Here is a 21,610-nt window from a genome sequence, read left to right as displayed (position 1 = left end):
CGGGAGAACGCCTCTGCCGGCGGGTTGAGCCGCCTTATGGCATCATCCTGGCCTGATGGGCGCTCATCGGAGCCATGTTCAGGTTGAGATGGGCCATGATCCAGACCGAGCCGATCACGACCAGCGCGACGATCAGCACGCCGAAGGCGAGCGCGAGCACGTTGTTGGTGTTGTCGGGCCCGGTGGTCAGGTGCAGGAAGAAGACCAGATGCACGCCCATCTGCGCGATCGCCAGCACCACCAGGGCCGAGATCACCGCCGGCTGGTAGATCAGGCCGGTCTGCGCGGCGAGGAAAGAGGCGATGGTCAGCAGGATCGCCAGGCCGAAGCCGAGCAGGTAGCCGGACAGCCCTCCCGCCAGCTCATGCTCGGTGATGCGCTCCTCGCCCGGCGCCGAATCGCGGCGGTCGAGTTCCTCGTCGGTCCGGCTGTCGATGTCGCTCATGGCGACGCTCCCAAGAGATAGACCAGGGTGAAGATGGCGACCCAGATAATGTCGAGCGCGTGCCAGAACAGGCCGAAGCAGTGGAGCCGGCGCAGTATTTCCGGCCGGAAGCCCTTCACCCAGAGCTGAGCCATCATGGTACCGAGCCAGAGCAGGCCGAGCCCGACATGGGTGCCGTGGCAGCCGACAAGGGCGAAGAAGGCTGACAGGAAGGCGCTGCGCGAAGGGCCTGCCTGCTCGCTCGCCATCACCGCGAATTCCTGCACCTCGAGGAACAGGAAGGCAGCGCCGAGCAGGCCGGTGACCAGAAGCCAGAACTGGGTGGCGGCCATCGACCGGCGCTGGGTCGCGAGCGTCGCCAGCCCGCCGGTGAAGCTCGATGTGAGCAGCAGCCCCGTTTGCGCCGCAACGCGCGGCAGCTCGAACAGCTCCTTACCGGATGGCCCGCCGGCGGTCGCCGTCGACAGGACCGCATAAGCGGCGAAGAAAGCCGAGAACATGATGATGTCGGACAGGAGGAAGATCCAGAAGCCGTAGGCCACGGTGACGAACTTCGAGGCCGGGCCGCCCTGGCCGTGGCCGGTCGCCGAGAGCAGGCCATGGCCGTGTCCCGCATGGCCGTGACCCCCATGACCGTGTCCCCCATGACCATGCCCGCCTGACCGTCCAACCCGGTAGGGATCGCGCGCCGCGCTGCCGGCCGTGATGTCGCTCATGCCACGCGCTCCCGTCTGCGCAGCCAGGCAAGCTGTGCGGCCCTGCCGTCGCGGTCTATGCGCTCGACTTCCTCCGCGGAGACTTCGTAGTCGCCGTGCTCTCGCCAGGCGAAGACGACGAAAGTGATATAGGCGCCGATGAAGCCTACGATCGCCAGCCACCAGATGTGCCAGATCAGGGCGAAGCCGATCAGCGTGCTGAAGAAGGCGGTGACGAAGCCGGTCGGGCTGTTGCGCGGCATTTCGATCGGCTCATAGCTTTCGTCCTCGCCGGGCCTTTGCTCCTCCATCGCCCGCTGCTTGATGGTCCAGTAGGGTTCCTCGTTCTCGACATGCGGCAGCCGCGCGTAGTTGAAGAAGGGCGGCGGGGAGGATGTCGACCATTCCAGCGAGCGGCCGTCCCAAGGGTCGCCCGTTTCGTCGCGCAATTCGTCGCGATGCCTGATCGAGACGACGAGCTGCGCGACCTGGCAGGCGGCGCCGACGATCATCACCACTATGCCGAAGGCCGCCACGACCAGCCACGGCGTCCACAGGTCCATGTCGATATGCTGGAGACGGCGCGTCATGCCGAGCAGGCCGACGATATAGAGCGGCACGAAGACCAGCACGTAGCCGGCAAGGGTGAACCAGAACGCGGCCTTGCCCCAGCCCTCATGCAGCCGGAAGCCGAAGGCTTTCGGGAACCAGTAGGTGAAGCCGGCGAAGGCGGCGAACAACACGCCCGAAATGATCACATTGTGGAAATGCGCCACCAGGAAGAGCGAATTGTGCAGCATGAAGTCGGCCGGCGGAACGGCGAGCAGCACGCCGGTCATGCCGCCGATGATGAAGGTGGTGACGAAGCCCAGCGCCCACAGCATCGGCGTGTCGAAGCGCACGCGCCCGCCATACATCGTGAAGAGCCAGTTGTAGATCTTGACCCCGGTGCCGACCGCGATGACCGAGGTGGCTATGCCGAAGGCGGCATTGACGTCGGCCCCGGCGCCCATGGTGAAGAAGTGGTGCAGCCAGACCATGAAGGAGACGATGCAGATGAACAGCGTCGCCGCGACCATCGACCGGTAGCCGAACAGCGGCTTCGATGAGAAGGTCGAGAAGATCTCGGAATAGATGCCGAAGGCGGGCAGCACCAGGATGTAGACCTCCGGATGGCCCCACGCCCAAATGAGGTTCATGAACATCATCTGGTTGCCGCCGGCTTCGTTGGTGAAGAAATGGAAGCCGAGGTAGCGGTCGAGCGTCAGCATGGCGAGCGTGGCGGTGAGGATCGGGAAGGCCGCGACGATCAGCAGGTTGGAGGCGAGCGATGTCCAGCAGAACATCGGCATGCGCAGATAGCCCATGCCCGGCGCGCGCATCTTGAGGATGGTGGTCGCCAGGTTGACGCCGGTGAGCAGCGTGCCGACGCCGGAGATCTGGATCGACCAGAGATAATAGTCGACGCCGACGCCCGGCGAGTAGGTCGTCTCCGACAGCGGCGCATAGGGCAGCCAGCCGGTGCGGGCGAACTCGCCGACGACGAGCGAGATGTTGACCAGGAGCGCGCCGGTCGCCGTCAGCCAGAAACTGACCGAATTCAGCGTCGGAAAGGCGACGTCGCGGATGCCGAGCTGCAGCGGCACGACGAAGTTCATCAGCCCGATGACGAAGGGCATCGCGGCGAAGAAGATCATGATCGTGCCGTGGGCCGAAAAGACCTGGTCGTAATGCTCGGGCGGCAGGTAGCCTGGCCCGTGGATGGCGAGCACCTGCTGCGTGCGCATCATCACCGCATCGACGAAGCCGCGCAGCAGCATCAGCGCCGCCAGAACGATATACATGACGCCGATGCGCTTGTGGTCGACCGAGGTTATCCATTCGTCCCAGAGATAGGGCCAGTATCCTTTCACCGTGACCCAGATCAGCACCGCGGCGGCCGCCAGGAAGACGACAAGCGCGGCGCCCAGCGGGATGGGCTGCTCGAAGGGAATGGCAGACCAGTCGAGCTTGCCGAGCATCGTCATCCTCCCGCTTTCGGCTGCGGCTGTTGGGCAGGCGCCGGCGTCCCGGCCTTGGGCTGGGCCTTGGGGCTTACCTGCGGCTCGCCGGCGGCGGTTTCGGCGGGACCCGGACCGGGCGGCAACGTCTGGCGCACGATCGCGTCGAACAGGCCGTCCTGCACGACGCCGAACGAGGCCGGCGGCACGTTGATGCTCTGCCGGGCAAGCTCGCCATAGGCGCGCGCGTTGAGCACGCCGCCGGCGCCATGCAGCGAAGAGGCCCAGCGCGCAAACTCGTCGGGCGGGACGGCGCGCACGCGGAAATTCATGTCGGAAAAGCCATCGCCGCTGAAATGCGCCGACAGGCCGAGATAGTCGCCCTCGCGGTCGGCCTGCAGGTTGAGCTCGGTCTGCATGCCGTTCATGACATAGATCATGCTGCCGAGCTGCGGCACGAAGAAGGTGTTCATCACGCTGGCCGAGGTCAGCTTGAAACGTACGGGAACGCCGGCAGGGATGACCAGCTGGTTGACCGTTCCGACGCCCTGGTCGGGGTAGAGGAACAGCCATTTCCAGTCGAGCGCCACCACCTGGATGTCGAGCGGCGGCTGGCTGGAGGCGATCGGCCGGCGCGGGTCGAGATGGTAGGATCCGTAATAGATCAGACCGCCGAGGAAGAGGATGGTGAGCGTCGGGATCGACCAGACGATCAGCTCGATACGCCCCGAATAGGTGAATTCCGGCTCGTAGCGGGCGTTGCGGTTGGAGGCACGGAACATCCAGGCAAACAAAAGCAGTGCCACCAGCGTCGGAATGACGATGACCAGCATGACCGCCAGCGAGTTGAGCAGGATCGTGCGGTTGCCCGCCCCGATCGGGCCCTGCGGGTCGAGCACCCCGCCCGCGCAGCCGGAGAGCGTTGCGATCAGGCCCATCCAGAGCGGCGAGCGGCCTCGCCTTGGTCTAGGGAAGGAAAGCACTGGAACGGATCATGCTTGGCGCGAACGGATCGGCGGGACGTCTTGACTGTGGGCGGCGCGTCGTCGACGCCGCTGGGCCGCGGCGCGGCCGGAACCAGACTTCGCGGCCAGTCCGGCTGGGCCGTGATCCTTCAAAAGCTCGCGCCTGCGAGGGTCGCGTTCTGCGGCAGCTTTCATCTGAAGTCTCCCCGTGTGCAGAGGCACTTCCGCCATATACCGTACGACTGCTGAACACGGCTGCCAACCCAAGCAGTTGCCGCTTGTTCCGCAAAAGGCGGTGTTTTGCCCGATGGCTGGGCGGGCCGCGGAAGACATAGGGCGCGGCTCCTGCCTGACCAGACGCCGTCTGGGCATGCTCGCGCTCGCCGATCGCCCGCCAGGATGGTGACAAGGCGCGCGGCGCGTGCATTGTACTGCGCAGGGAATTGCAGCCGCCTGCGGAGGAAGCCTTGTCCGAGATTGCAACCATCCTTTCCATCCTTGGCGTTTTCCTGCTGGGGGCGATGAGCCCGGGGCCGAGCTTCGTCGTCGTCTCGCGCATCGCGGTGGCTGGCGAGCGCACGGATGGCCTGGCGGCGGCGATCGGCATGGGCATCGGCGGCTTCATCTTCGCCATCATCGCGGTCGCGGGCCTGACCGCGCTGCTCGTCCAGGTCGCCTGGCTGGACATTTTCCTGCGCGTCGCCGGCGGCGCCTATCTGCTGTGGATCGGCATAAAGATCTGGCGCGGCGCTCATCAGCCGATCGAGATCGCGAACGATGCCTCGGCGCGCGCGGGCTCGTTCTGGCGGGCGCTGCGGCGCGCGCTTCTGGTCCAGCTCGCCAATCCGAAGACGGCGATCTTCTACGCCTCGATGTTCGCGGCCATGCTGCCGGCCTCGCCGCCGCTCTGGATGCTCTTGGTCCTGCCGCCGCTGCTTTTCCTCAACGAATTCGTCTGGTACGCGGTCGTCGCCTTCGCCTTTTCCTCCAGCCGGCCGCGCGCCGCCTATCTCGGCACCAAGCACTGGATCGACCGCGCCGCCGGCGCCGTGGTCGGCGCGCTCGGGATCAAGCTGATGTGGGAAGGCATGGCCGCCGCGCGGCGGGGTTTTGCCGGGTGAGGTGAGGTCGAGGCCCGAGCGGGCAGGCAACATCTCTCGCCGGGATCGTGAAACCTTCTGATTTTTGAGCCGTTGTCGGCTGATGTCCGAAGCAAAGCTCAAGCCAAGATCGGCCGACGGCGCCCAGCCGCGCGGTGCCGGGAAGTCGCGCCCCGCAAAGACGGGCGCAGCGAAGGCACCCCCGGGCAAGACGCGGCCGGAAAAGTCGCCGCCGGAAAGCTTGCACCCGGAAAGACCCCGCGAAGAGAGTTCGCACCCGAAGCAATCGCCCGAGCACGAGGAGCCGGCCGAAGCCACGCCAGAGGCCGTCGGCGAACCGGCGCCGCCGCCGCCGGAATCCGTCGAGCCCGGTCCGAAGCTGACGCCCGAGGAGGCCGAGCAGGCGCGTAGGAAGTACCTTTTTAGGCGGTTCTGGATCAGCGGGCGCGGCTACTGGGGCCGGAATGGCGACAAGCTCGCCTGGCCGTTTACGATTGGGCTGCTGGTGCTGATCTGCGTCAATGTCGGCTTCCAGTATGGCATCAATGTCTGGAACCGCGCCTTCTTCGACGCCATCGAGCAGCGCAATGTCCACACCGTCTATATGCTGAGCGCCGTCTTCGTGCCGCTGGTTGCCGGAAGCGCCAGCCTCGTCGTCGTTCAGGTCTATCTGCGTATGACGATCCAGCGCCGCTGGCGCTCCTGGCTCACCACATCTGTCATCGCGCGCTGGCTGGCCAGCGGCCGCTACTATCAGCTCAACCTCGTCGCCGGCGACCACTCGAACCCCGAAGCCCGTCTCACCGAAGATCTGCGCATCGCCACCGAGTCCCCCGTCGATTTCATCTCCGGCGTCCTCAACGCCTTTCTGGCGGCCTCGACCTTTATCGTCGTGCTGTGGACCATCGGCGGCGCGCTCACCTTGCCGCTCGGCCGCGAGAGCATCACCATCCCCGGCTTCCTCGTCGTCACCGCGGTCATCTATGCCGCCATCACCTCGACCTCGATGGTGGTCATCGGCCGCCATTTCGTGCAGCTTTCGGAGCGGAAGAACCAGGCGGAAGCCGAATTCCGCTATACGCTGACGCGCGTCCGCGAAAACGGCGAAAGCATCGCGCTGCTCGGCGGCGAGGCGGAGGAGCGCAGCGGAATCGACCGGAATTTCGGCCATGTGCTGAGGCAATGGGCGCTGCTGACCGGACAGCACATGCGCACCGCGATTGTCTCGCAAGGGTCGATGCTGTTCGCGCCGGTGGTGCCGGTGCTGCTCTGCGCGCCGAAATTCCTCGAAGGCTCGATGTCGCTCGGCCAGGTCATGCAGGCGGCCTCCGCCTTTGCCATCGTGCAAGGCGCGTTCGGCTGGCTGGTCGACAATTATCCGCGCCTGGCCGATTGGAACGCCTCGGCGCGCCGCGTCGCTTCGCTGATGATGTCGCTCGACGGGCTGGAGCGCGCCGAAGAGAGCGAGGCCTTCGGGCGCATCCGGCGCGGCGAGACGCAAAACGGCGCGATGCTCAGCCTGGACGATCTCTCCGTCACCCTCAACGACGGCACCGGCGTGGTCAAGGAGACGAAGGTCGAGATCAACCCGGGCGAGCGGGTGCTGGTCGCCGGCGAATCCGGCACCGGCAAGTCGACGCTGGTGCGGGCCGTCGCGGGCCTGTGGCCCTGGGGCGGCGGCAGCGTCAATTTCCATGCCGGCAAGCGGCTGTTCATGTTGCCGCAACGCCCCTACATCCCGACCGGCACGCTGCGGCGCGCGGTCGCCTATCCGGCCGCCGCCGACAAATGGACGGTGGACGAGATCGACGCCGCCCTCGACAAGGTCGGCCTCGGCTACCTGCGGGACAGGATCGAGGAAGAGGCGCCGTGGGACCAGACGCTCTCCGGCGGCGAAAAGCAGCGCCTCGCCTTCGCGCGCCTGCTGCTGCACGAGCCAGACATCGTCGTGCTGGACGAGGCGACCTCGGCGCTCGACGAGAAGAGCCAGGACAAGATGATGCAGACGGTGATCCAGGCTTTGCCGAACGTCACCGTCATCAGCGTCGCCCACCGCGCCGAGCTGGAAGCCTTCCACAGCCGCAAGATCACGCTGGAGCGGCGCGAGGGCGGCGCGAAGCTGGTCAGCGATGTGGAGCTGGCGCCGCGCAGGGGCAAGCGCAACGTGTTCGCGCGGGCGCTGTGGGGGAGCGGGGCGAGAGGCGGCCAGGCGCGCTGAGGGCGGCATTAAGGGCAGGGCGGCAAGAGCGTCCGTTGTGGCGACCGACCGCTAGGTAGCGCTTCGGCCAGGCGGCAACCTTGACGCCACCAGAGGCCCAGGTCTGTAATCGCCGCAGGCCAGGGAGAGGCGACCCCCATGGAAAAGATCATCCTCGACTGCGATCCGGGGCACGACGATGCCATCGCCATCCTGCTTGCGGCCGGCAACCCGAACATCGACCTTCTCGGCATCACCACGGTTTCGGGCAACCACAATGTCGAGAACACCACGCGCAATGCGCTCTCCGTATGCACGGCCTACGGCATAAAGGTGCCGGTGGCGAAAGGCTCTCCCGGCCCGCTGATCATCGACCAGGTGCTGGCCGTCGAGATCCACGGCGAGACCGGGCTCGATGGCCCGGAGCTGCCGCCCGCCTCGTTCGAGCTCGACAAGCGCCATGCCGTCGACTTCATCATCGAGACGGTGATGGCGCATGAGCCGAAAACCGTCACGCTGGTGCCGGTCGGGCCCTACACCAACATCGCTCTAGCCGTGCGCAAGGAGCCACGCATCGTCGAGCGGGTGAAGCGGGTCGTCGCGATGGGCGGAAGTTTCACGCGCGGCAACATCACGCCGGCGGCCGAGTTCAACGTCTATGCCGACCCGGAGGCCGCAGACGTGGTGTTCCGCGCCGCTTGGGACGTCGCCATGGTGGGGCTTGACCTCACGCACCAGGCCTTGGCCACCCCCGACCTGCAGGACAGGGTGCGCGCCGTCGGCGGGCCGCTCGCCAAATTCATCCTCGACATCTGGGAATTCATTGCGACCACGCATGGCGGCCTGCTGCAGATAGCCTATCCCGCCGTCCATGACGCCTGCTGCGTGGCGGCGATGATCGACGCAGGCGTCTTCACCACCGAGAAGGCCGATATCCGCGTCGAGCTTGCCGGACGGTGGACCAAGGGCATGACGGTCTGCAATTTCGAGAAGCTGGGCGGCATGCGCCATTTCGGCGGCACGGCGAGCGAGCAGGTCGATTTCCGCCATACCGTGGCGATGAAGCTCGACCATGCGAAATTCTGCGACCTGATCGTCGATGCGCTCGAGCGCCTCACCAGTCAAAAGGCGTGAGGCGCTCCAGGGCAAGGCCTAGCCGGCCCTCACAGCAGGAACGATTTGCCTGTCGCGCAATGTGGCGCTGATGGCGGCGATGCCGGTCTCGATCTCGCGCTTGTTGGCCAGGATCGCATCGCCGGCCGCACCCTCGACCATCGATCGCAACAGGTCGGCCTGGCCGACCAGCACCGCGTCCTTGTCGGCCAGCGCGACGAGCGTTGCGGCTTCGAGCCGGTAGCGCGGGCGCCTTGCCGCCCTGGGCGACTCTCAAGCCTCCAGGCCGGCGCACGCCAGTGGGGGAGAATTGGCCCGGCGAAGCCGAGACGGCCATTTCGACGAGAGCCCGGCGTCGGCATCAGCAACCGGCGCTGGCACGGTGGTGTCCTTGTTCTGTTGCATTTTAGTTGAAACTAATTTGAAAGTTACCCGTTAGCAGCGCGTAGGCGAGCTCAAACTTGCCCTGCTGTCGACAGCTAAGTTGAAAGGAGAAGTCCTAAGCCTTTTTCAGTGCTTGGCGTTGCCGAGACCGCTTTTCTATCATCCGTCTTTCGAGCGGCCTCCAGCCGCGCCGGTCACCGCCGAGGCCGATGCCTGGCAGGGCGAGAAGTCGCCATCGCTCGGCACGCATTCGCGCGACGAAGGCTTCGCAGACCGCTGTCGAGCGGACGCTCGATGAGGAGCCACACAGGGTTGGCCTTGGAACAAAGGTCTGGCCATGAAAAAATACCTAGCAGCCGCACTGGCGATCGCCATCCCGATCGGGCCTGCCTCGGCGCTTGACGTCGGCGTGGGCGGCAAGGTCGGCGGCATCGGCGTGGGCGCCGGGTTGGGCGCCGGTTCGCAAGGCGTGTCGGCGGGCGTGGGCGCCAGTGCCGACGGTGTCGGCGGCGCAAACGTCGGCGCATCGACCGGCGGCGGATCGCTCGGCGTCAATGCCGGCGGCAATCTGGGCAGCACCAGCACAGGCGTGTCGACAAGCGTGGGCGCCGCCGCCGCGGGCGACGATCCTTCCGCCGTCAGCGGATCGGCTGCCTCTGCGCAGAACCCGGCCCCGGTGCCGACAGCCCCTGCTTTGGCCAAGAGCGCGACGCAGACCATTGTGCTGCCTCCAGTGCTGAGGCCCTCCAGATCCGCCGGCGGCGACCTCCGGCGGGGCACCAAAGGCTATCGCATCGCGCCGCTGTCACCTCCGAAGGCGATACGGGGCACGCCGGCCGCCGTGGTGCGCGCCTGTCGCGCCGCGATCACGGCGGCCGCCAAGCCCCTCGGCGCCGTGCGTGTTTACACGGTCAGCGCCGGCCCCTTGCGTCAACGCCGAAGCGGGCTCAACGCGCCGATCGAGGTGCGCATAGACTATGACAGGCGAGGCGGCATCGAAGTGAGGCAGGCGAAAGTCGGCTGCCGCCTAAATGCGAAGGGCACGGTCACCGCGGTGATTTAGGGCAAAGGCAGAACGGCTGTTGCCATCCTTCCTGCCGGTTGCAACCTCGGCGGTTTGGCAATTCCTCGCCCCCACAAGGTGGCGAAGAGATGGCCCGGCAAAGCCGAGCAAGGGAGCGCCATATCCGACAACCCTGCCGACCGCAGGCGCAGACCGCGGCCGGCTGCAGACAAGGCGCCCGCGCTTCGGCTAGAGTTCCGCCGGGCGCAAAAAATCATCGAAGGGAAGCATCGCGATGAACGAAGTCAGGCCGATCGCCGAGATCGCCAGCTATCACGCCCATATCTACTACGGCGGAGAGGCCGAGCGGCGGCATGCCGAATGGCTGCGCCAGCGCATCGCAGAGCGCTTTCGCGTGCGCCTCGGCAACTGGCGCGACGAGCCGGTCGGCCCGCACCAGCAGGCCATGTACCAGGTCTCCTTCGCCACCGAGATCTTTGCCACGCTGGTTCCCTGGCTGATGCTGAACCATGGCGGCCTAAGCATCCTCATCCATCCCAACACCACCAACCCCAAGCGTGACCACCTTATCGACCCGATCTGGATCGGCCAGGCGCTGCCGGTGAAGGGCGACGTGCTTGACGAAGAGGACGAGGCCGAAGAGGCGCTGGAGGTGAATACCGAGCCGACGCTGGGGGTGTGAGGGGGGCAGCCCTCTCGTCACGATGGCGTGAGGGGCCTCTGGCCGTCGGAGTTGTCGATTGACTGGCCAACCGCGGTGTGGCGAATTCGCGCTGATGGTTCCCTTCGGGGATCAAAAGGGAACGCGGTGCGGAGAAATCCAAAGCCGTGGCTGCCCCCGCAACTGTAAGCGGCATGCCGTTTTCACGATGCCACTGGCTGCATGGGCCGGGAAGGCGAAAGCGGCGGCAATCCGCGAGCCAGGAGACCTGCCATCATGGACGTCAAAGCAGAACATCGGACGGGGTGATCCGGTGTGCGCGCCTGGCCGGACGGCGGGGCGAGTTCCCTGCGATGACAGGCAACGTCAAAGGCAGAACCATGCTGATCCAACTATCGAAAATGCTGAACAAAAGCGCGCCCGACCTGAAGGCCAGACTGATAACAATCTACGGCGCGCTCGCCATTCTCAACGTCGGGGCGTGGCTGTGGGCTTTCGTCGCCTTCCACGACAAGCCGACATTGCTTGGCGTCGCTCTCGTCATTTATGGCCTCGGCTTGCGCCATGCCGTCGATGCCGACCACATAGCGGCCATCGACAATGTCACGCGCAAGCTGATGCAGAACGGCAAACGGCCGGTCTCCGTCGGTTTCTTTTTCGCACTCGGCCATTCGACGATCGTCGTCATCGTCGCTGCGGCTATCGCGGCGGCAACGTCCCTGCTCGGCCGTTTCCAAAGCCTTCAGGAGATTGGCGGCACGATCAGTACCGGCGTTTCCGCACTCTTCCTGCTCGCCATCGCGGCGATGAACATCGTCATCTTCTTCTCGATCTACAGAAGCTATCGGCGGGTGCGGGCCGGTGGGGCGTTTGTCGAGGAGGATCTGGACCTGCTGCTCAACAATCGCGGCTTCCTGGCCCGCGTCTTCCGCCCGATGTTCCGGCTGGTGTCGCGCAGCTGGCACATGTTCCCACTTGGTTTCCTCTTCGGCCTTGGTTTCGACACCGCGACCGAAGTCGCCATGTTCGGCGTGTCCGCGGCACAAGCGGCCAAGGGCGTGCCGTTCGAAGCCATTCTGGTCTTCCCGGTGCTTTTCGCGGCCGGCATGTCACTGGTCGACACGACCGATGGTGTGATGATGCTCGGCGCCTATGAGTGGGCCTTCGTCAAGCCGATCCGCAAACTGTACTACAACATGACGATCACCCTGGTGTCGGTCCTTGTCGCAGTGCTGATCGGCGGCATCGAGGCGCTCGGCCTAATCGGTGACAAGCTCGGTCTGTCGGGCGGCTTCTGGAACGGCGTCGGCACGCTCAACGACAATTTCAACAATCTGGGCTTCGCCATTATCGGCATCTTCATCGCCGCCTGGGCGATCTCCTATGTCGTCTACAAGGCCAAGGGGCTGGATGATGTGGAGAGCGGATCCGCAGCAAAGAGTTCATAAGCCGCCGGCGGCGGCTGGCTGCAGCAGGCCAGCCGCATCTCTCTGCCATCAGACCCCGGCGGCTGCCAGCCTGCCTCCTTGAAGCGCCTCGGCATCGGGAAGCCGACGGCGGCAAAGGCGACGATCGCCGCCCCGTCAGCGGTGCCCGGCTTGACATTTTTGTTCCTATTTTGTTCACTGTTGGCAGACAGCAACAGGAGATCGCCGGCCCGTGCGCACGCGCTTCAAAGGCATGCTGAGGACCCGTAGCCCAAGCCTTTGGAAGTTTGATGGAATTCTGCGCTTGGATAAGCCAGGGGGTAAGGCCTGGGATAAGCCCCATAATCCATAAGCCAGAATCCAGAGTCCAAATATCCAGCGTCCAGAACAGAAAAGCTGGCGCTTTTCTGTTCTAAAAAAGCGGGGAAGGGGAAAGCAAAAATGGGAGCAGCGCAGGCCAGCGACGTGCGGCGATACGGCAGGCTCGGCGGCGCAGCGGGTCCCGAGGCGTTGCGGCCGGCCGTCCGGAGGATGCAGCCGCCCTCACGTCAGCCCGGCGATCTGCTCATCGCCGTCCAGCTCCGCCCCGCGGGCGACAACCACGTTGGCGAGCGGCGCCGAGAGCGTCCAGCGAACGAGGCCGGGCAGCCGTTCCATGGAGGCGCTGCCGGAGAGGCTGGTGGGGACGACGCGTTGGAGAACGACGCTGCCGAAGCCTTTGTGCGGCTTGGCATCGGCGGCCGCGGCAGGTTCGGAAAAATGTTCCTCCCAGACCAGCTCGAAGTCGCTGCCTTCGGGGGCCGGGGCTACCCGCCAGTCCATTCGCACGGTTCCGGCGTCGCCGGCCAGGGCGCCGTATTTCGTCGCGTTGGTGCCCAGCTCATGCAGCGCCATGCCGATGTTCTGCACCGCGTTCAGCCGCAGCGTCACGTCCGGCCCGCATGGCGAGATGCGCTCTTCGTGTCCGAACGGCCGCAAATGTTCGCGCACAAGGTCGGCCATGCCTGCGCCGCGCCAGTCGTTGAGCACCAAGAGGTCGTGCGAGCGCGACAGCGCCATGATGCGTTCGCGGATCTGGTGTTCGAACGCGCGCGGGTCCGTCGCGCGTTTGCTCGTCTCGCGGATCATGGAAAGGATCACGGCGTACTGGTTTTTGACGCGGTGGTTCACCTCGCGCATCAAGAGTTGGATCTGCTGTTCGCTCGCCCGTTTTTCGGTGATGTCGGCGGCCATGCCGAACCATTCCAGGATGCTGCCAATGTCATCGACGATCGGGATTGCCCGTGAGGTGGTCCAGCCGGCGGACCCGTCGGCGCGCCGCACCCTGTGCTCGAGCTCGAACACGCCGCGCTCCATGATGGCGCGCTCGATCGCCGCCTGGATGCTCGCCTGGTCTTCCGGGAACAGGTATTCGTCGCGCCAGCGGATCGCCGGCCCCTGGGCGCTCGACAGGAAGCCGCGGCCGTCCAGCTCATGCATTTCCTGCCAGTCCGGGCTCATCCGGTAAACCACGTCGGAGCTGGCATTGACCAGCGCGCGAAACCGCTGCTCGCTTTCGCGCACCTTTGCTGCCGCCAGCACCCGGGCCGTGGTCTCCGAAACGATGCAGAGCACGGCTTCGACCGTGCCGTCCTGTGCCCGCACCGCGGAATAGGAGATGTCGAAATAGACCGTCTCGCCGACCAGGCCGGATCGTTCGATGTAGAAAGGCCGGTCCCTGGCCGAGAAGGTTTCGCCGGTTTCGAGAACGCCGCGCAGCAGCGGCTCGAGGTCGGTCCAGAGCTCGGACCAGTTTTCCTCGGCGGGACGGCCGAGCGCGCGCGGATGCTTGTCGCCAATAGTCGGCGCGTACGCGTCATTGTAGAGCGCGACAAACTCCGGCCCGCAGAAAAGCACGATCTGGGCTTCGGCGGCGAGCATCAGGTCGACCGTCGTCCTCAGGCTGAGCGTCCATGTCTCGATCGGCCCGAGCGGGCTTTCCGACCAGGGATATTCACGAATGAATCGCGCCATCTCGCCGTTTCCGCGAGGCCACGATTCACGGAAAAGCCCGTCAGCCATAGGCGCATTAACGCGCGACGCCGTTTATGTATCCGTCTCCGTCACGCAAAATTTTAGCCATCGTGAATAGACCCCTGGCTGCCGGTCCGCCTGAGGAATATTTCGGGCGCAGTTTCGTTAGTTCCTCATACGATGCCGTTTGAGGCAAAGTGCATATGTCCCGCAATCACGCATTGAAGCCGCCAGAGCGGCCGGCTCTGGCCCAACGGAGGTACCAGAGATGAAAACGGCTGTTTCGACCTCTCTTTCGAGACGAAGCGTCGTCGCCGTGCTGGCGGCGGCGGCCGCGTCGACCGCCATGTTGCCCGCCGGCGATGCGCTGGCGCAGACCAAGCAGACCGCGCCGGACAAGAGTCTATACGATCGGTTGGGAGGCGTGTTCGCCATCGCAGCCGTGGTCGATCACTTCAGCGACGCCGTCGTGAAAAACCCCATCGTCGGCAAGAAGTCCAAGAACCCGCAACTGCGCAAATGGCACACCAAGAACCTCGAACGGCTGCCAGGCCTCAAGTTCATGCGTACGCTGTGGGTGTGCGATGTTTCCGGCGGCCCCTTCAAGTTCGTGGCCACCGAGCCGGGCGCGACGCCGCTCGGCCTCGAGGAGGCCCACAAGGACCTGAAGATTTCTCCCGCCGAATTCGACGAGGTCGCAGCGGAACTGGGGCGGACGCTCGACCGCTTCAAGGTTCCGAAGGCCGAAAAGACCGAGGTCCTGGAAGCCTTTGCCGCGCACAAGGATGAGGTCACTGCCGGCTCTGTCAAAAAGGGGTGAGGCTCAGCGCGAAGTCCGGCGAACAGGCAAGGGCGGTCCGCCGCTCCGCCTATCCCCCCGCCAGCCGCGGCAGCAAAAAAATCTCCGCCCCCGGCGGCAGTTCCTTCGACCACGTGTCGCGATAGATCGTCCCGTCGATCGCGACCGCGATGCCGCGATCGAGCAGGGGTTCGAAGGCGGGATGCTGTTCCGCAAGCTTGCGGAACAGTTCCCTTATGTCCTTGGCCTCGATGTCGAGCTTGTCCTTGCCTCCGGCGGCGGCGCTGAGCGAGCCCCAGAGCGTGACTTGGACCATTATCGCCTGATCCTCATTGGACCCTGACGTGAGCTGAAAACCGCTTCGCGCTTTTCAGCATGCTAGCCTTCCCGTTCGGCCTCGAGCGCGGCAAGAATCCGCGGCGGCGACATCGGGATGTGGCTCATGCGCACGCCCACCGCGTTCGACACCGCATTGGCGATCGCCGCCAGCGGCGGCACGATCGAGGTCTCGCCGACGCCGCGCACCCCGTAGGGGTGGTTGGGGTTGGGGATTTCCAGGATCTGCGTGTCGATCATCGGCAGGTCGGAGCACACCGGGATGCGGTAGTCGAGGAAGCCTGGGTTCTGCAGCCGCCCGTCCTTGCCGTAGATATACTCCTCGTTGAGCGCCCAGCCGATGCCTTGCGCGGCACCGCCTTGGTACTGGCCCTCGACATAGGTCGGGTGCACCGCTTTGCCTGCATCCTGCACCACCGTGTAGCGGATCACCCTGGTCGAGCCGGTCTCGGGATCGACCTCGACGTCGCAGATATGGGTGGCGAAGGAGACGCCCGCGCCGTCGGCGACGAGCTCGCTATGGCCGGCGATCGGCCCGCCGGTCTTGCCGGACTGTGCGGCGATCTCCTTCAGCGACAGCTTGCCGAGATTGCCGTGCTTCTCGCCCTTGGCGACCGCATGGCCTTTTTCCCAGGCAACGTCGTCGACCGAGATGTCCCACATCTGCGCGGCGCGCTCGCGCAGCACCTTGATGGCGTTGCGGGCGGCCGAGATGGTCGCCATCGAGGAGGAGAAGGTGCCGCGGCTGCCGTCGGTCATGTCGTTGTAACCTAGGCTGGAAGTGTCGGCGACGATCGCCTTGACCTGGCTGTAGTCGATGCCGAGCTCCTCCGCCGCCACCAGCGACAGCGACGCGCGGGAACCGCCCACATCCACCGTGCCGACGGCGAGCGACACCGTGCCGTCCATGCCGATGTTCAAGTCGGTGCAGGTCTGGCCGCCGAAGTTGAACCAGAAGCCGCAGGCCATGCCGCGGCCCTGGTTCTGAGCCAGCGGCGCGCGCATATGCGGGTGCTCCTTGACCGCCTCGAGCGTCGGTCCGATGCCGATCGGGCCGTAGACCGGGCCGTAGGAGGCGCGGGTGCCTTCCTGCGCCGCGTTCTTGATGCGGAACTCGACCGGATCGATGCCGATCTCCTTGGCGAGCTCGTCGACAGCGCTTTCCACCGCGAACGCCGCCATCGGCGCCGAGGGCGCGCGATAGGCCGCGGTCTTCGGCCGGTTGACCAGCACCTCATAGCCGACGGTCTTGACGTTCTCCAGCTTGTAGCAGGCGAATGCCGTCATGGCGCCGATCTCCGCCCACATGCCGGCATAGGGGCCGCAGGTGTAGCGCAGCGTCGCTTCGGCGGCGGTGATCGTGCCGTCCTTCCTCGCGCCGATCTTGACGTCGATCGAGGTGGCGCTGGTTGGCCCCGAGGCGCGGAACACCTCGTCCCGGGTCATCACCAGCTTCACCGGGCGGCCTGCCTTGCGCGACAGGGCCAGCGCCACCGGCTCGGCCCAGACATGGGTCTTGCCGCCGAAGCCGCCGCCGATCTCGGAAGAGGTGACGCGCAGCTTCGAAACTTCGAGGCCAAGCAGCTGGGCGCAATGCTGCCGGTAGACGAAATGGCCTTGCGTGCAGACCCAGAGATCGGCCGTGCCGTCGGGATTGACGCTCGCCACGCAGGCATGCGGCTCGATATAGCCCTGATGCGTCTGCTCGGTCTTGAAGGAGCGCTCGACGACGAAATCGGCCTGGGCAAAACCCTGGTGGACGTCGCCATGGCCGTATTGCGTGCGCTTGGAGACGTTGGACGGCTTGACCGGCTTTTCCTCCAGCCCCTCGGTGAAGATGGCGTCGTTGATGAGCGGGGCGTGGTGCTGCATCGCCTCGTCGACGTCGGTCACATGCGGCAGCACCTCATAGTCGACCTCGATCAGCTTCAGCGCCTGCCTGGCGGTGCGGGCGTCGATCGCCGCCACCGCGGCCACGGCATGGCCGTCATAGAGCGCCTTCTTGCGCGCCATGCAATTGTCGAGGGTGTCGAACATGCCGGCATCGCCATCGGTCAGGTCCGGCAGGTCTTTCGCCGTGATCACCGCCTTCACGCCGGCGAGCTTTTCGGCTTTCGAGGTGTCGATCTTCTTGATGATCGCGTGGGCGTGCGGGCTGCGAAGCACACGGCCGACCAGCTGCCCGGCCATGTTGAAGTCGGCGCCGTAGCGGGCGCGTCCCGTCACCTTGTCGACGCCGTCGGGGCGGAGGGGGCGCGTGCCGACAGATGAGAAGCTGCGTCCCGAGTAGCGCGGATCGAAATTCATCTCAGGCTCCCTTCATCACGTTTGCCGCGTCCTGGACGGCGCGCACGATCTTGTCATAGCCGGTGCAGCGGCAGAGATTGCCGGCGAGCCCGAAGCGGATTTCCTCCTCGGTCGGGGAGGGGTTCTTCTCGAGCAGATCCTTCGCCGCAATCAAAAAACCTGGCGTGCAGATGCCGCATTGCAAGGCGGCGTGCTCGAGGAATTTCTGCTGCAGCGGATGCAGCTGGTCGCCATGCGCCATGCCTTCGATGGTCTCGATCTGGCGGCCTTCCGCCTCGGCGCCGAGCACCAGGCAGGAGCACACCAGCCGGTTGTCGACGATGACGCTGCAGGCGCCGCAGTCGCCGGTCCCGCAGCCTTCCTTGGCGCCGGTCAGTCCCAGCCGGTCGCGCAGCACGTCGAGCAGCGTCTCGTCCGGCTGGCAAAGATATTCGACGTGATCGCCGTTGATTGTCGTTGAAACCGCTACACCGGCCATCATTTGCCTCCTGCACGCTCATAAGCGGTGGTGGCGACACGCTTCGCCAGCACACCCGCAACTTTCCGTCTGAATTCGATGGTGCCGCGCTTGTCGTCGATCGGGCGGCAGGCGCCCGCGCAGATCTTGGCGAGCCGCTCCAGCGTCGCCTCATCCAGCTTCGAGCCGACGAGCACCTCGGCCGCCTCCTCGACCAGCAGCACCGTGGGCGCCGCGGCGCCCAGCGCCACGCGGGCCGACTTGATCGCGCCCGCCTCGCCGAGCGTCAGGTTCACGCCAGCGCTGACCACGGCGATGTCCATCTCGGTGCGCGGAATGAAGCGCTGATAGGCGTCGCCCGCATTTGGCGCGCGCTTGTCGAGCAGGATCGCCTCGATGATCTCCCCCTTGGCCAGCGAGGTACGGCCCGGTCCGGTCGGCACGGCTTCCACGGGAATCGTGCGCCTGCCGTTCGGCCCGGCAACAACAGCCTTGGCGCCGGCAGCCACCAACGCCGGCACGCTGTCGGCGGCGGGCGAGGCGTTGCAGAGATTGCCGACGATTGTGCAGCGTCCCTGCACCTGCTTCGAGCCGATCAGCTTGGCCGCCTCGACGACGCCTGGCCAGGCCTTCTTCAGCGCCGCGTTCTCGCCGAGCACCGCGCAGGGCACCGCGGCGCCGATGCTGAAGCCGTCTGCCGTTTCCTTGATTTCGCTAAGGCCCGCTATCGCCTTGATGTCGACGATCAGCTCGGGCTCGATGAAGCCGCCCTTCATCCTCACCAGAAGGTCGCTGCCTCCGGCAAGGATCGCGGCCGGGCCGGCCGCGCTGGCCAACAGGCCGGCGGCCTCTTCTATTGATTGCGGACGTATGTAGCGCATCGTCTCCCCTTGGTGGTCATGATCAGATCGACCGTTATAAAGACTCTCCTTATAATGACCATCCGCTTCCTGCATTGCACCACCTAAGTCAGGCGCATTGCCCTAATTCCTACCCCTAAATTTTCTAAGCCTAGCCGCTAGAACTACTCGTTTGCGCCCGGCCGGCCAAGCCTCCACCATGCCCTGACGAGCCGGACATCGCATCCGGCAACAGGGAGGCTTCGATGACCGCTCTTGCCCGCAGGCCCTGGGTTCCCGCCCATTGCGAGGATTTTATCCAGGCGCTGGCGACCGCCACAAGCGGGCAGGGGAACGACGCCGTGCTCGCCGCGATAGAGGACGGCATCGCGCTCAACCGGCAAATCCACGAGGCCGACTGCATCAACCTCAATCCGGCGACCAATGTGATGAACCCGAAGGCGGAGGCCGCGCTTGCCGCCCGGCTCGGCTCGCGTCCGTCGCTCGGCTATCCCGGCGACAAATACGAGATGGGGCTGGAGGGCGTCGAACGCATCGAGGTCATCGCCGCCGAGCTTGCGGCGCAAGTCTTCGGCGCGAAATATGCCGAAATCCGCGTCCCTTCCGGCGCCATCGCCAACCTCTACGCTTTCATGGTCGCGGCGCGGCCAGGCGACGCCATCATCGCTCCGCCGCCCGCCATCGGCGGCCATGTCACGCATCATGTGGCGGGCTGCGCCGGTCTGTACGGGCTGGAGATCCATGCCGCGCCCGTCGATGCCGGCGGCTACACGGTCGATGTCGAGAGGCTCCGCGCGCTTGCCCTTAAGATCGGGCCGAAGATGATCACTATCGGCAGCAGCCTCAATCTGCTGCCGCATCCCATCCAGGAAATCAGGGCGATCGCCGACGAGGTCGGTGCGCTGGTGCTGTTCGATGCCGCGCATCTTTGCGGCATGATTGCCGGACAGGCCTGGCAGCAGCCGCTGGAGGAGGGCGCCCACCTGATGACGATGAGCACCTATAAGAGCCTCGGCGGGCCGCCTTCGGGGCTGATCGTCACCAACGACGCCGAGATCGCCGAAAAGCTCGACCGCATCGCCTTTCCCGGCATGACCGCCAATTTCGATGCCGCCAAGGCCGCCGCCCTGGCCATCACCATGCTCGACTGGAAGGCGCATGGCCGCGCCTATGCCGCCGCCATGGCCGGCACCGCCAAGGCGCTGGCGAGCGCGCTGGCTGAGCGCGGCCTGCCGGTGTTCTCGACCGCGAAGGGGCACACCGCCTCGCACCAGTTCGCCATCGAAGCGGTGGAGTTCGGCGGCGGCCAGGCGGCGGCGAAGCGGCTGAGGCGTGCAAACATCCTCACCTGCGGCATCGGCCTGCCGGTCACGGCGGTCGATGGCGACATGAACGGCCTGCGCTTCGGCACGCCGGAGATCGTGCGCTGGGGCATGACGGAGAAGGACATGCCCGAGCTTGCCGCCCTCATCGCCAGGGGACTGCGTGGCAACGATGCCGTGGAGGATGTCGCGGCGGATGTGAGTGCATTCCGGCGCCGGTTCACGAAGCTGCATTTCGTCAGCTGAGCGCCTGAACCCGCGGGCAGGGAGCCCGCTTCGTCAAAAGCAAGGGCCGCGGGCGAGAAGCCCGCCTTCTTCAACAAAGGGGAATGACCATGCGCATGATTCTGCGATTGATGACTGCTGCCCTGATGGCCGCCGCCGCCGGCGTCGCCAAGGCGGATATCGTGCTCGGCGTCGCCGGCCCGATGTCGGGGCCGAACGCCGCCTATGGCGAGCAGTACCGCGTCGGCGTCGAGACGGCGATCCAGCGCATAAACGCCAATGGCGGCGTGCTCGGTCAGAAGCTCAGCGTCTCGGTCGGCGACGATGTCTCCGACCCCAAGCAGGGCGTGTCGGTCGCCAACAAGTTCGTCGCCGACGGCGTGCACTATGTCGTCGGCCACTACAATTCCGGTGTCACCATTCCGGCCTCGGAGATTTATGCAGAAAACGGCGTGCTCTTCGTCACGCCCACGGCCACCAACCCGATGGTGACTGAGCGAGGCCTATGGGACGCGTTCCGGGCCTGCGGCCGCGACGACCAGCAGGGCATCATCGCCGCGAAATTCGTGCTCGAGCGTTTTGCCGGCAAGAAGGTCGCGATCGTCGACGACAAGTCGACGGCCGGCATGGGCCTCGCCGACGAGATGGCCAAGGCCTACAATTCCGGCGGCGGCAAGGAGGTGCTGCGCGAGGAGATCAACCCGGGCGAGAAGGACTACAGCGCGCTTGTCGCCAAGATCAAGGAGTCGGGCGCCGACCTTGTCTATTACGGCGGCCAGCACACAGAGGCCGGCCTGATCGTGCGCCAGATGCACGACCAGGGCGTCAAGACGGTCCTGATGGGCGGCGACGGCATATCCAACAGCGAGTTCGGCGCCATCGGCGGCGATGGCGCGGCCGGCACGCTGATGACGTCCTTCCCCGATCCGGCGAGCTTTCCCGAAGCAAAAGACGCGGTCGCCGACCTGAAGGCGAAGAACGTGCCCACTGAAGCCGTCACGCTCTATGCCTATGCCGCCACCCAGATCCTCGCCGAGGCGATCGCCAAGGCCAAGGTCGACGACCCGAAGGCGGCGTCCGACTATCTCCATTCGGGAGCGGCCATCCCGACCGTGCTTGGCACCATCTCCTATGACGACAAAGGGGATATCAAGCAGCCGGGCTTCGTCGTATTTGAGTGGCGGAAGGTCGACGGCAAGCTCGTTCCGGTGGCCCTCAAATAGACTTGAGGTCCTGGAGGCGAGCGCAGGCGGTCGCCGTTCTTTCGCTCGAAGCATTGC

At 65.6% G+C, this 21,610-nt stretch carries 19 protein-coding genes and 1 riboswitch; of the genes, 9 read left to right on the top strand and 10 right to left on the bottom strand.

Annotated features, from left to right (window positions below; genetic code table 11):
- Window positions 1–34: 34 nt before the first annotated feature.
- The 4 genes from cyoD to cyoA are packed head-to-tail and all read right to left on the bottom strand — an operon-like array spanning window position 35 to window position 4,078.
- Window positions 35–445 (bottom strand): cytochrome o ubiquinol oxidase subunit IV, encoded by a 411-nt coding sequence (gene cyoD / locus CK224_RS28645; RefSeq protein WP_095778315.1) that lies wholly within the window; start codon window positions 443–445, stop codon window positions 35–37.
- Complete coding sequence (locus tag CK224_RS28640) at window positions 442–1,161, bottom strand: cytochrome (ubi)quinol oxidase subunit III (protein WP_095784114.1); 720 nt, start codon at window positions 1,159–1,161, stop codon at window positions 442–444. The genes cyoD and CK224_RS28640 overlap by 4 nt, the downstream gene beginning before the upstream one ends.
- Window positions 1,158–3,161 (bottom strand): cytochrome o ubiquinol oxidase subunit I, encoded by a 2,004-nt coding sequence (gene cyoB / locus CK224_RS28635; protein WP_176478044.1) that lies wholly within the window; start codon window positions 3,159–3,161, stop codon window positions 1,158–1,160. Before cyoB ends, CK224_RS28640 begins: the two co-directional genes overlap by 4 nt.
- 2 nt (window positions 3,162–3,163) lie before the next feature.
- The gene (cyoA, locus tag CK224_RS28630; RefSeq protein ID WP_066997088.1) at window positions 3,164–4,078 is read right to left on the bottom strand and encodes a ubiquinol oxidase subunit II; all 915 of its coding nucleotides are present in this window, start codon (window positions 4,076–4,078) and stop codon (window positions 3,164–3,166) included.
- Between the two features lie 548 nt (window positions 4,079–4,626).
- On the opposite strand from cyoA, the gene CK224_RS28625 reads away from it, so the two are divergent.
- The 3 genes from CK224_RS28625 to CK224_RS28615 all read left to right on the top strand — a co-directional run bounded on the left by CK224_RS28625 (window position 4,627) and on the right by CK224_RS28615 (window position 8,536).
- A complete protein-coding gene (locus CK224_RS28625; RefSeq protein WP_176478047.1) occupies window positions 4,627–5,226 on the top strand; it encodes a LysE family transporter in 600 nt (199 codons plus the stop codon).
- A gap of 82 nt (window positions 5,227–5,308) precedes the next feature.
- The gene (locus CK224_RS28620) at window positions 5,309–7,423 is read left to right on the top strand and encodes an ABC transporter ATP-binding protein/permease (RefSeq protein WP_095784111.1); all 2,115 of its coding nucleotides are present in this window, start codon (window positions 5,309–5,311) and stop codon (window positions 7,421–7,423) included.
- A gap of 138 nt (window positions 7,424–7,561) precedes the next feature.
- Window positions 7,562–8,536, top strand: a complete 975-nt coding sequence (locus CK224_RS28615; RefSeq protein WP_095784110.1) for a nucleoside hydrolase — start codon at window positions 7,562–7,564, stop codon at window positions 8,534–8,536.
- An 18-nt stretch (window positions 8,537–8,554) separates the two neighbouring features.
- On the opposite strand, the gene CK224_RS31565 is transcribed toward CK224_RS28615, so the two are convergent.
- Window positions 8,555–8,710: a hypothetical protein gene (locus CK224_RS31565; RefSeq protein ID WP_176478043.1), complete on the bottom strand. Its 156-nt coding sequence runs from the start codon at window positions 8,708–8,710 to the stop codon at window positions 8,555–8,557.
- Between the two features lie 526 nt (window positions 8,711–9,236).
- Here CK224_RS31565 and CK224_RS28610 point away from each other — a divergent pair.
- From CK224_RS28610 to CK224_RS28600, 3 genes are all read left to right on the top strand, one after another.
- Entirely contained in the window at window positions 9,237–9,962 is a 726-nt protein-coding gene (locus CK224_RS28610) for a hypothetical protein (RefSeq protein ID WP_095784109.1), read from the top strand.
- Window positions 9,963–10,197: 235 nt separating this feature from the next.
- Window positions 10,198–10,605 (top strand): DOPA 4,5-dioxygenase family protein, encoded by a 408-nt coding sequence (locus CK224_RS28605; RefSeq protein WP_095784108.1) that lies wholly within the window; start codon window positions 10,198–10,200, stop codon window positions 10,603–10,605.
- 78 nt (window positions 10,606–10,683) lie between these two features.
- Window positions 10,684–10,875: riboswitch (cobalamin riboswitch) on the top strand.
- A gap of 89 nt (window positions 10,876–10,964) precedes the next feature.
- Window positions 10,965–12,032: a HoxN/HupN/NixA family nickel/cobalt transporter gene (locus tag CK224_RS28600; RefSeq protein WP_095784134.1), complete on the top strand. Its 1,068-nt coding sequence runs from the start codon at window positions 10,965–10,967 to the stop codon at window positions 12,030–12,032.
- A gap of 522 nt (window positions 12,033–12,554) precedes the next feature.
- Here CK224_RS28600 and CK224_RS28595 read toward each other — a convergent pair.
- The gene (locus tag CK224_RS28595; RefSeq protein WP_210199683.1) at window positions 12,555–14,024 is read right to left on the bottom strand and encodes an HWE histidine kinase domain-containing protein; all 1,470 of its coding nucleotides are present in this window, start codon (window positions 14,022–14,024) and stop codon (window positions 12,555–12,557) included.
- Between the two features lie 316 nt (window positions 14,025–14,340).
- On the opposite strand from CK224_RS28595, the gene CK224_RS28590 reads away from it, so the two are divergent.
- Complete coding sequence (locus tag CK224_RS28590; protein WP_245307528.1) at window positions 14,341–14,844, top strand: group 1 truncated hemoglobin; 504 nt, start codon at window positions 14,341–14,343, stop codon at window positions 14,842–14,844.
- A 49-nt stretch (window positions 14,845–14,893) separates the two neighbouring features.
- Here CK224_RS28590 and CK224_RS28585 read toward each other — a convergent pair whose 3' ends face one another.
- The 4 genes from CK224_RS28585 to CK224_RS28570 form a co-directional block, all read right to left on the bottom strand.
- On the bottom strand, window positions 14,894–15,139 hold the full coding sequence (locus CK224_RS28585; RefSeq protein WP_066997117.1) for a MoaD/ThiS family protein: 246 nt from the start codon (window positions 15,137–15,139) through the stop codon (window positions 14,894–14,896).
- 62 nt (window positions 15,140–15,201) lie between these two features.
- The gene (locus CK224_RS28580; RefSeq protein WP_066997120.1) at window positions 15,202–17,466 is read right to left on the bottom strand and encodes a xanthine dehydrogenase family protein molybdopterin-binding subunit; all 2,265 of its coding nucleotides are present in this window, start codon (window positions 17,464–17,466) and stop codon (window positions 15,202–15,204) included.
- A gap of 1 nt (window position 17,467) precedes the next feature.
- The gene (locus CK224_RS28575) at window positions 17,468–17,944 is read right to left on the bottom strand and encodes a (2Fe-2S)-binding protein (RefSeq protein ID WP_066997187.1); all 477 of its coding nucleotides are present in this window, start codon (window positions 17,942–17,944) and stop codon (window positions 17,468–17,470) included.
- Complete coding sequence (locus CK224_RS28570; protein WP_066997123.1) at window positions 17,944–18,804, bottom strand: xanthine dehydrogenase family protein subunit M; 861 nt, start codon at window positions 18,802–18,804, stop codon at window positions 17,944–17,946. The genes CK224_RS28575 and CK224_RS28570 overlap by 1 nt, the downstream gene beginning before the upstream one ends.
- Window positions 18,805–19,028: 224 nt before the next feature.
- On the opposite strand from CK224_RS28570, the gene CK224_RS28565 reads away from it, so the two are divergent.
- Both CK224_RS28565 and CK224_RS28560 read left to right on the top strand, forming a co-directional pair.
- Window positions 19,029–20,351, top strand: a complete 1,323-nt coding sequence (locus CK224_RS28565) for an aminotransferase class I/II-fold pyridoxal phosphate-dependent enzyme (protein WP_095784105.1) — start codon at window positions 19,029–19,031, stop codon at window positions 20,349–20,351.
- Window positions 20,352–20,434: 83 nt separating this feature from the next.
- Window positions 20,435–21,553: a branched-chain amino acid ABC transporter substrate-binding protein gene (locus tag CK224_RS28560; RefSeq protein ID WP_095784104.1), complete on the top strand. Its 1,119-nt coding sequence runs from the start codon at window positions 20,435–20,437 to the stop codon at window positions 21,551–21,553.
- Window positions 21,554–21,610: the final 57 nt, after the last annotated feature.

The organism is Mesorhizobium sp. WSM3862, from assembly GCF_002294985.1.
Taxonomy (GTDB): Bacteria; Pseudomonadota; Alphaproteobacteria; order Rhizobiales; family Rhizobiaceae; genus Mesorhizobium.
The sequence above is the reverse complement of the archived record's forward strand: the minus strand, read 5'-3'. Positions and strand labels throughout refer to the sequence as shown.